We start from the raw sequence: 4,239 nt of genomic DNA, 5'->3' as shown, positions 1-4,239 counted from the left end.
TCAAGGAGCAGGCGCGCAGCGCGAAGAATGAAATCGCCGCACCGCGCTACTCGGTGTACCAGCGCCCCGGCACCGGCTGGGGACGTGGCGTGCCGCGCACCCCCGAGGTGGCGCGCGAGTGGGTGCGATGGGCCAAGGCCAACGGCGCCGATGGCCTCAAGCTGGGCGCCGAACGGGCCGACATCATGGCCGCGCTGCTCGACGAAGCCAAGAAGCTCGGACTGGGCAGCACCGCCCACCTGCAGCAGGGCGGCGTGGGACAGATGAACGCCGACATGGCCACCAAGCTCGGGCTCGAAGCGGTGACGCACTTCTACGGCATCTTCGAGTCGATGTACGAGTCGAATCAGATCCAGCCGTGGCCCATCGAATCCAACCTGCAGGACGAACAGACGCGCTTCGCGCAGGTCGCACGCCAGTGGAGCCTGGTGAAACCGGGCAGCGAAAAGTGGAAGCGCTTCCTGCAGAATCTCAAGGACCGCGACGTCACGCTCGATCCCACCATGACCACGTACCTCACGGGGCGTGACGTCATGAAGCGCATGAACGCGCCGTGGCACGCCAAGTACACGCTTCCGTCGCAGATGGCGTTTTACGTGCCCAGCCGCACCAATCACGGCGCGTACTTCTACAACTGGACCACCGAAGACGAAGTGGCGTGGCGCAACTTCTATCACGTGTGGATGCAGTTCCTGAACGATTACAAGAACATGGGCGGCCGTGTTACCGCGAGCTCCGACGCGGGCTTCATCTACAACACGCCGGGCTTCTCCACCATCGAAGAGCTCGAGCTGCTGCAGGAAGCGGGTTTCACGCCGGGCGAAGCGATCCGCGCCGGCACCCTGCACGCGGCCGAAACGCTCTTCAAGCCGATGGGCAAGCACATCGAATTCGGCGTGGTCGAGCCGGGCATGCTCGCCGATCTGGTTGTCGTGGACGCCAACCCATTCGCCAATCTCAAAGTGCTGTACGGCACCGGCTGGTTCCGCCTCAACGACAACACGGGCAAGGTGGAACAGTACGGCGGCGTGAAGTACACGATCAAGGACGGCATCGTGTACGACGCCAAGCAACTACTGGCCGACATCGAGAAGATGGGCGACGCGCAGCGACGCGGCGGGAAGTAGACGCCGGCACGTTTCCCGCCCGCTAGCGCTCCGTCTTCGTGTCCACTAGCCGTGCCAGCAGGTCATCATCGTCGCGCGTAGGATCGCCCCAGCCGTCATGCACGGCCATGTACTCGAGCCACCAGAGACCGGATGCCGACAGCATGGTGAACCGGCCGCCGGGGGCAGTGCGCACCATGACCGACGGCTCACCGGTGCACTCCCCGCCATGCTCACGGGTATTGCGCGCAATGATCCGCTCGGCCTCGGCCTGATGATCGCCGTCGCGCACCCAGGCAAAGCGCGGCGGGGACTTGGGATCGAATCGCATAGCGTGGCGGGCGTTCGGGGTTTCAGAAATCAGCTAAAGTCTCGTGCGCGCGGGCTGGTTCCTGCCCGTGTCGGGGATCGCTAACTGCCAGAACACGGAGACCACGGATCGGCACGGAACCAACACGGATAAGTTCAAAAGCGCTGTTTATCTTATCTGTGTTGTTTCCGTGCCGATCCGTGGTCTCCGTGTTCTGGCTGTTTGCTGTTTGCTGTTTGCTGTTTGCTGTTTGCTGTTTGCTGTTTGCTGTTTGCTGTTGCCGTTCGTTGTTGCGGTTGTTGCTGTCGCCGTAAGTCGCATATTTCCCAGCAAGCACCCCTCCCACCGACCCAATCCCACCCATGCGACTTTTCGTCACCACCCTCGCCACCGGCACCGCGCTCCTCGCCGCGACGTCGGTGTCCGCGCAACAAGCCTCACTCGTGTACCGGCTCGGCAAGGACACCGTGGCCATCGAGCAGTACGTGCGCACGGCCACCGGCATGACCGGCGAGATGGTGCAGCGCTCGGGTGCCGCCGTGGCCCGCTACCAATACACCATCACGCTGGGCAAGAACGGGCGGCCGACCACCGCGTCGATCACGCGCCTGAATGCCGACGGGTCGCTGCCGCCGAACTCGCCCAGCCCCACGCGCTTCACCGTGACCGCCGACTCCATCGTGCGCGAAGCCGTGTTCGCCGACAGCACGCAACGCCGTGCGTTCGCGGCCAAGCAGGCCATGATCAACTTCCCCACGTTCATCTACGGACCGACCGAATTGTTGGCGGGCCTCGCCAAGAGCAAGGCGGCCGTCGATTCCATTCCCGCGCTCGGCCTCGCCGGCAATCTTGGCTTCACCGGTATCGTGCCGGCCGGCGGCGACAGCGTACGCCTGCGCGGTGGTGCCTACGCGATGATCCTGCGCTTCGATGCGAACAACACGCTGCAGCGCGTGGACGGTTCCTACACCACCAACAAGTCCACCGCCACGCGCGGCGCCGGTGGCCTCGACATCGCTGCCATCGCCAAGAGCATGAAGCCCACCGGCACGCTGTCGCTGCGCGAGACCGCGCGCGGGGCGTTCGGACAGGGCGGCATGGTGCTCATCGACTACGGCCGTCCGTCGGTGCGCGACCGCAGTGTGTGGGGCGGCACGCTGGTGCCCTTCGATACCGTGTGGCGCACCGGAGCCAACGACGCCACGCACCTGTTCACGTCGCGCACGCTCACCATGGGTGACCTCGTCGTGCCGCCGGGCGCGTACACGCTGTTCGTGCAGCACACACGCACCGGCACGTGGCTCATCGTGAACAAGCAGGTCGGACAGTGGGGCACGGTGTACTCGGCCGCCAACGATCTCGGACGCGTGCCCATGCAGATGACGGCCGCGCCGAGTCACGTGGAGGAGTTCACGATCACGGTACGATCACTGGGGCCAACGCGAGGAGCAATCGAGATGTCATGGGGACCGAGCATGATGAGTGTGCCGTTCACGGCCACGGTGGGATCCGCCACGGCGGTGCGGCCGTGAGCACAACGCATACCCTCTCCGATTTCACCGTCACGTCGGTGCACGGTGAACCGATGCCGCTGTCGTCACTCGCCGGCGGCGTCACCCTCGTGGTGAACGTGGCCAGTCAGTGCGGACTCACCCCGCAGTATGCCGGCCTCGAAGAACTGTATCGCCGCTACCACGCGCAGGGGCTCACAGTGCTCGGCTGCCCGTGCAATCAGTTCGGCTCACAGGAACCGGGCACCGAGGCCTCCATCGTGCAATTCTGCAGCACCACGTTCGATGTCACCTTCCCGCTCACGTCGAAGCTCAACGTGAATGGCGACGACGCCGACGCGCTCTGGCAGTGGATGAAGAAGGAGAAGCCGGGCCTGCTGGGGACGACGTCGATCAAGTGGAATTTCACCAAGTTCCTGATCGGGCGCGACGGACAGGTGATCGAGCGCTTCGATCCCACCACGGTGCCGAGCGACATGATTCCGGCGATCGAGCGCGCGCTGGCCGCTACCAGTGTGCCATAACGAAGATCTCGACGCCCACGAGACACGCCAGGGCGAGACTGTGCCAGAACACGTAGCGCAGAATATCGCCCTCCTGACCGTGCTGTCCCGTGGCCACGCCGGCCACGACGATGCTCTGGGCGTCGATCATCTTTCCCATCACGCCCCCTGAGCTGTTGGCCGCGGCGGCCAGCAGCGGCGAGACGCCGACCTGCTGCGCCGAAATCTGCTGCAGGTTGCCGAACAACACGTTGCTGGAGGTGTCGCTGCCAGTGAGCGCCACCCCAAGCCACCCCAGCAACGGCGAGAAGAACGCGAACAGCACACCCGTGCGCGCGAACGCCAGCCCGATCGTGGCGTCGAGTCCGCCGTATCGCGTCACGAAGCCGAGGGCCATCATCGCGGCAATCGTGAGCAACGAGAGACGCACCTTGAGCAGCGTCTCCCCATACAATCGCAGCAGCGCCCGCGGCCCCATCCCCAGCAGCGCGCCCGACAGCACGCCGGTGAGCAGCAGCGCCGTGCCGCTGGCCGACAGCCAGTTGAGCGTGAAGATCGCGTCCTCTGCTTTCGCGATCGCCACCACCGGCGGCGTGCGCAGCACGGCCTGATGCAGGAACGGCACCGGGAACGTGAACATCGACTGCGCGTTCAGCCACGCCTTCATGGCCGGCAGCCCCCACAAGAACAGCAGCACCGACAGGATGCCCCACGGCATCCACGCGCGCACCACCTGCGCGGTGCGATGCGGCGCGACGTCCGCGGCAGCGTGCGCTGTCTCCCCCGGAAAACGCCACACCGTCCGCGGG

General features: G+C 65.3%; 6 protein-coding genes. 3 read left to right on the top strand and 3 right to left on the bottom strand.

Features of this window, described 5'->3' with window-relative positions:
• Positions 1–1,127, top strand: a 1,127-nt coding sequence (locus ACIRA7_RS15330) for an amidohydrolase family protein (RefSeq protein WP_396221712.1), incomplete at its 5' end; no start/stop codon positions are given.
• 22 nt (positions 1,128–1,149) lie between these two features.
• On the opposite strand, the gene ACIRA7_RS15325 is transcribed toward ACIRA7_RS15330, so the two are convergent.
• Both ACIRA7_RS15325 and ACIRA7_RS15320 read right to left on the bottom strand, forming a co-directional pair.
• Positions 1,150–1,437, bottom strand: a complete 288-nt coding sequence (locus ACIRA7_RS15325; RefSeq protein WP_396221711.1) for a hypothetical protein — start codon at positions 1,435–1,437, stop codon at positions 1,150–1,152.
• A gap of 22 nt (positions 1,438–1,459) precedes the next feature.
• The gene (locus ACIRA7_RS15320; protein ID WP_396221710.1) at positions 1,460–1,753 is read right to left on the bottom strand and encodes a hypothetical protein; all 294 of its coding nucleotides are present in this window, start codon (positions 1,751–1,753) and stop codon (positions 1,460–1,462) included.
• A 25-nt stretch (positions 1,754–1,778) separates the two neighbouring features.
• On the opposite strand from ACIRA7_RS15320, the gene ACIRA7_RS15315 reads away from it, so the two are divergent.
• Both ACIRA7_RS15315 and ACIRA7_RS15310 read left to right on the top strand, forming a co-directional pair.
• On the top strand, positions 1,779–2,948 hold the full coding sequence (locus ACIRA7_RS15315) for a DUF2911 domain-containing protein (RefSeq protein ID WP_396221709.1): 1,170 nt from the start codon (positions 1,779–1,781) through the stop codon (positions 2,946–2,948).
• On the top strand, positions 2,945–3,451 hold the full coding sequence (locus tag ACIRA7_RS15310; RefSeq protein WP_396221708.1) for a glutathione peroxidase: 507 nt from the start codon (positions 2,945–2,947) through the stop codon (positions 3,449–3,451). The genes ACIRA7_RS15315 and ACIRA7_RS15310 overlap by 4 nt, the downstream gene beginning before the upstream one ends.
• On the opposite strand, the gene ACIRA7_RS15305 is transcribed toward ACIRA7_RS15310, so the two are convergent.
• On the bottom strand, positions 3,435–4,239 hold an 805-nt coding region (locus ACIRA7_RS15305), incomplete at its 5' end, for an L-lactate permease (protein ID WP_396221707.1). The two genes, ACIRA7_RS15310 and ACIRA7_RS15305, sit on opposite strands and share 17 nt — an antisense overlap.

Source organism: Gemmatimonas sp. (genome assembly GCF_044376735.1).
Taxonomy (GTDB): domain Bacteria; phylum Gemmatimonadota; class Gemmatimonadetes; order Gemmatimonadales; family Gemmatimonadaceae; genus Gemmatimonas.
Note: the sequence above shows the minus strand (reverse complement) of the source record. Positions and strands in the feature narration are given on the sequence as shown.

Coding starts and splice junctions, on each gene's coding strand:
- ACIRA7_RS15325 (WP_396221711.1), bottom strand. CDS start 1,437: ATGCGATTCGATCCCAAGTCCCCGCCGCGCTTTGCCTGGGTGCGCGAC.
- ACIRA7_RS15315 (WP_396221709.1), top strand. CDS start 1,779: ATGCGACTTTTCGTCACCACCCTCGCCACCGGCACCGCGCTCCTCGCC.